The organism is Acidovorax sp. KPB24-03, from assembly GCF_057546605.1.
On the sequence record NZ_BAAJYR010000251.1, the window covers coordinates 1 to 4,998 of the forward strand.

A 4,998-nucleotide genomic window follows, 5' to 3' on the forward strand; every position below is an offset into this window, starting at 1 on the left:
CGGGACGGGGCTTGGGCCGCGGCAGGACGGACAGCGGGACGCGGCGATGCGTTGTTGGCGCCGCCATTCGGGCCATTGAACGGCCGGGCGGCGGGGCCGGCATTCGCCCGGGTGGCGGGTTGCGCGGTGGCCGGTGCCCGGCGTGCGGAGGGTGCGGTGGCCGCAGGCGGCGCCACCTTGGCGGGGGCGGCGGGGGGAAGGGAGAGGCGGCGGCGGGGCGGCGAATCGGACATGGGCGCTATTTTCGCTCGGCCGCCGCGGCGTGCCAGGCGATAAAGTCGTCCGTGGGGAGCGGCCGGCTGATGTAGTAGCCCTGCGCATCGTCGCAATGCAGGGCCCGCAGGCGCTCCAGGATGGACACGGTCTCCACCCCTTCGGCCACCACGCTCAGGCCCAGGTTGTGCGCCAGGTCGATGGTGGAGCGCACGATCTGCTCGTCGCCGTCGTCGGAGGCCATGCCGATGACGAAGGACTTGTCGATCTTCAGCTCGTCCACCGGCAGCCGCTTGAGGTAGGCCAGCGACGAGTAGCCCGTGCCGAAGTCATCGATGGACAGCTTGAAGCCCTGCTCGGACAGGCGGTTGAGCATGGCCTCGGCCCGCAGGGGCTCGTCCATGATGGCGCTCTCGGTGATCTCCAGGCAGAACGACGCGGCGCTCACCCCGTGGCGCGCCAGCAGGGTGCCCAGGCGGTTGCTCAGCTCGGGGTCGAGCAGGTCGCGCGTGGACAGGTTGATCGAGATGCGCAGCGCCAGATCCTGCACGCGCGGCTGCGCCAGGAAGATCACCGCCTGCTCGAACATCCACAGCGTGAGCTGCCGAACGAAGCCGGTCTGCTCCGCAAAGGGGATGAACTGCATCGGCGGCACCATGCCGCGCTCAGGGTGCTGCCAGCGCACCAGGGCCTCGGCCGCGTGGCCCGGCTGGCCGGTCAGCGACACCTTGGGCTGCAGGAACAGGCGCAGCTCGTTGCGGTCCACCGCGCGGCGCAGCTCGGTCAGCAGCGAGAGCGAGACGGCGCTGGAGGAATCCATCGACGGCTCGTACACCAGCGCCCCGCTGAGCCGCAGCTTGGCCGCGTACATGGCGATTTCGGCGTGGCTCAGCAGGGTGTCGGCATCCTGCGCCGGACCGGGCCAGCAGGCGATGCCGATGCCCGCGCTCAGATCCACCGTGCGGTCGTCGAAAGCCATGGGCGTCTCGAAGGCCCGGAGGATGCGCTGGGCCATGTCGCGCGCAGCCGCCTCGTCGGCGCCGGGCAGCAGCATGGCGAACTCGTTGCCGCCCAGGCGGGCGATGACGTCCTGCGGCGACCGCGTCTGCCCGCTGATGCGTTCGGCCACGGCCTGCAGCAGCCGGTCGCCCAGCGCGTAGCCCAGCACGCCGTTCACGTGCTTGAATCGGTCCAGGTCCAGCGCGATCACGGCCACGGGGCGCCCTCCGCTGCCGGGACCGATGGCCTCCATGATGGCGCGGCGAAAGCGCTCCCGGTTGGGCACGCCGGTCAGCCGGTCGGTATCGGCCAGCCGCAGGATCTCGCCCTGCTGCCCTGCGATGTCCACGCGCATGCGGTCGAACGAGCGGGCGAGGTTGCCGATCTCGTCGAGGCGGCGCGTGTGCTCGATGGGGGCGTCGTAGTCGCCCTGGGACAGGCGGTGCGTGGCCGAGACCAGCGAGCGCAGCGGTGTCGTCACGCGGCGCGCCATGAAGGCGCTGCCCAGCGCGAAGAGCACCAGGCCAGCCACGGTGATCCCACCCAGCAGGGCCTGCAGCTGGCGGTAGGGCGCCACCACGTCGTTGAGCGAACGAAGCAGCAGCGCCCGGGCACTGGTGGCGCCGCTGTCCAGGCGCACGGGGCGCACCAGCAGCGTCTCGCCGCCGAGCACCTGCTCACCGCCCATGCGGAAGTCGCGCAGATCGGCCAGCGCGCGGTCCGGCAGGGTGCTCACCGGCACGGCCACGGCACCGGTGGCATCGCGCACCTGGATGGCCACGTCCACCGACAGCAGTTGCTGCATCTCGGACACCAGCGTCTCGTTGACCGGAAAACCCATCAGCACCCAGCCCACCAGCAAAGGCGCCCGCATGGGCACCATCACGAACTGGTACGGGATGCCGTGCACCACGGCGATCTGGCTGCCCTGTGGCTGCGCCACCAGCGCGGGCACGGCCTGGTCCACCGCGCTCTGGTAGTCGGCCGGAGTGCGCGAGGGGCTGGTGGCCTGCAGGTGCATGCGGGTGTCCAGCAGCGCCGTCATCGCGGCGCCGATGCGCGCGCCGTGGTTCTCCAGCACGGACTGGATCGTCTCCGAGTCGCCCGAATTCACGGCGGACCGAAAACCGTAGTCGGCCGCCAGCAGCACCGAGGCCTCCTGCAGCCGCACGGCGTTCTGCGTCAGCAGCCAGCGCCAGACGCGTTCGTCCACGTCCAGGCTGCGCTCGATCTGGGCGCGGGCATTGCGCACGATGAAGGCCTGCACCACGGCAAATCCCGCCGCCTGCACGATCAGCAGCAGCAGCAGGGAAATGCCGACCAGCCGAAGGATCAGGCTGCGGTGCAGCGCGCGCAGGTTCAAGGGGTCACCCCCGTCAGGCGGACGACCACCGGCGCCGCGCCTTCGGCCACCGCCAGGGGCTGCGCATAGGCCGCGGCGCCCACCGGCAGGCCCGAATGCCACACGCGCAGCGTGTAGTTGCCCGCGGGCACCTTCTCCAGGCGCGCGCTGCCGAACGGCGCGGCGCTCTGCGCGAAATACGGTGTCTCCAGCACGAGGATCCAGGCGACCATCTGGTCGTGGATGTTGCAGCCGAGCACCACGACGCCCGGCCGGTCGAAGAGCACGGGGTTGGCCGGCGTGCCGGAATACAGCTGCAGCTCGAACTTCTTGGCCGGCGAGAACGAATACACATGGTGGCGCACGTTGTCCCTGTTGGGAAACCGCACCTCGGTTCCCACCGTCACGGCCAGCACCTCGGGCACGAAGCGGCGCTTGAGCTGCCCCATGTCCTGCTGGGCCATGGGACGCACCAGCTTGTGCGCCTCCGGGGAATCCAGGAACACGACCGCGCCCGGCAGCGGTTTGCCGGAGCCGTCCTGCACCGTCACCAGGACCTCCGCGGCCATCGCCGGCAACGCCAGTGCACAGAGCACGGCAACCATGCTCCGGAGCATGGTCGAGCGAAGTCGGGTCATGGGGCCGGTTCCTTCCAAAAATGTAACAAGACCACGGCGGATCGAAGGGCGCCAGAGTGGAATGCGCAAAAATGGCACGGCGCTACGCTACCAAAAAAATAGCATCGGAACGATGCATTTAATAAGATATGAGCGATTAAATCAATTCATACAAGTGCGCCATTCACCCGGCACTTTAGAGGCAGATACTCCCTGTTGGGTCTTTCATATGTAACACCCATTGCGAATGCGGCCACTGCCCGGACGGCGCCGCACACCGATTACTGGCACTGCTTTTGCTGTGCATTTCGTTCAAAGGCCATCGGCCACGGAAAACACCATGCAGACCGCTTCGTTCTTCAAGACCCTCTCCATCTCCCGCCGTCTTTTCCTGGGGTTCGGCTGCATGCTGGCGCTGCTCATCGCGGTGGCCTTCGTGGCGCACGCCTCGCTGAACGAGGTCAACCAGCAGATGCAGCAGATGACCGGCGCCAGTGCCGCCAAGATGCGGCTGGTCAACAGCATGCTGGAGAACGTGAGCGCCATTGGCATCCAGGGGCGCTCGGCCGCGATGCTCGGCGAGGTCGATCCCAAGAGCGCGGACGAGCAGACCCGCCGCGTCGGCCAGGCACTGCAGCGCTACGCGGCGCAGGAGACCGAGCTGGCCACGCTGCTCGACTCCGGCGCCACGCCAGCCGAACGCCAGCTGCAGACCGACATCCAGGCCCTGGCCCGCAAGACCCGCCCCGAGCTGGACACGGCGCTCAAGGCCATCTCCGACGGTGACACCGTGAGCGCCACGCTCTCGCTCATGACGCGCGTGGCCCCTGCCGAAGCCGCCTGGCGCGACAAGCTGGCCGAACTGGTGCAGCTGCAGAACACCCTCAACACCGAGGCCGCGGCCGGCGCGTCGCGCATGGAAAACCGGGCCCGCGCCATCGGCGGCGGGCTGGTCGCGCTGGCCATCGTGCTGGGCGCGCTGATCGCCTGGCGCACCACGGCCAGCATCACCCAGCCCATCGGACGGGCGGTGGTGGTGGCCGAACGCATCGCGCGCGGCGACCTCACCTCGCGCGTGGAAGTGCGCATCCAGGACGAGACCGGCCGGCTGCTGGACGCCATCGCCGCCATGCAGGAGCAACTGCGCTCGCTGGTGGGCGGCATCGGCACCACGGCGGATTCGATCCTGCTGGCCAGCTCCGAAGTGGCCTCGGGCAACCTCGACCTGAGCCAGCGCACCGAGCAGACCTCGGGCAACCTGCAGCAGGCTGCCTCGGCGCTGGAGGACCTGACGCACACCGTGCAGCAAAGCGCCGACGCCGCGCGCCAGGCCAACCAGATGACCGCCGCCGCCTCGCAGGTGGCCGAGCGCGGCGGCGAGGTCGTCTCGCAGGTGGTGCGCACCATGGACGTGATCAGCGCCAGCTCGCGCAAGATCGCGGACATCATCAGCGTGATCGACGGCATTGCCTTCCAGACCAACATCCTGGCCCTCAATGCCGCGGTCGAAGCCGCGCGCGCGGGGGAACAGGGCCGCGGCTTCGCGGTGGTGGCCGGCGAGGTGCGAGCGCTGGCGGGGCGCTCGGCCGACGCCGCGCGCGAGATCAAGGCGCTGATCCTGGCCAGCGCCAATCAGGTGCAGGAAGGCACCACGTTGGTGGGCCACGCGGGCGCCACCATCGGCGAACTGGTGCAGTCGGTGCAGCAGGTCTCGGGCATCATGGCCGAGATCACCGCATCCGCCCGCGAGCAGAGCGACCGCATCGCCGAAGTGAGCCAGTCGGTGGGCGCGCTGGAGACCATGACGCAGCAGAACGCCGCGCTGGT

3 protein-coding genes and 1 pseudogene are annotated in these 4,998 nt (G+C 69.4%); 1 reads left to right on the top strand and 3 read right to left on the bottom strand.

Annotated elements, in window-relative coordinates; all coding sequences use genetic code 11:
* From AC27KI_RS18430 to AC27KI_RS18440, 3 genes and pseudogenes are all read right to left on the bottom strand, one after another.
* A pseudogene (locus AC27KI_RS18430) lies at positions 1-233 on the bottom strand (pseudouridine synthase); the annotation flags it as partial.
* Positions 234-238: 5 nt separating this feature from the next.
* On the bottom strand, positions 239-2,575 hold the full coding sequence (locus AC27KI_RS18435) for a putative bifunctional diguanylate cyclase/phosphodiesterase (RefSeq protein WP_487115149.1): 2,337 nt from the start codon (positions 2,573-2,575) through the stop codon (positions 239-241).
* A complete protein-coding gene (locus AC27KI_RS18440) occupies positions 2,572-3,192 on the bottom strand; it encodes a methylamine utilization protein (protein WP_487115151.1) in 621 nt (206 codons plus the stop codon). Before AC27KI_RS18440 ends, AC27KI_RS18435 begins: the two co-directional genes overlap by 4 nt.
* A gap of 319 nt (positions 3,193-3,511) precedes the next feature.
* Here AC27KI_RS18440 and AC27KI_RS18445 point away from each other — a divergent pair.
* On the top strand, positions 3,512-4,998 hold a 1,487-nt coding region (locus AC27KI_RS18445), incomplete at its 3' end, for a methyl-accepting chemotaxis protein (RefSeq protein WP_487115153.1).

Bases quoted from the DNA above. Each gene is read 5' to 3' on its own strand.
- AC27KI_RS18440 (WP_487115151.1), bottom strand. From the start codon at position 3,192: ATGACCCGACTTCGCTCGACCATGCTCCGGAGCATGGTTGCCGTGCTC.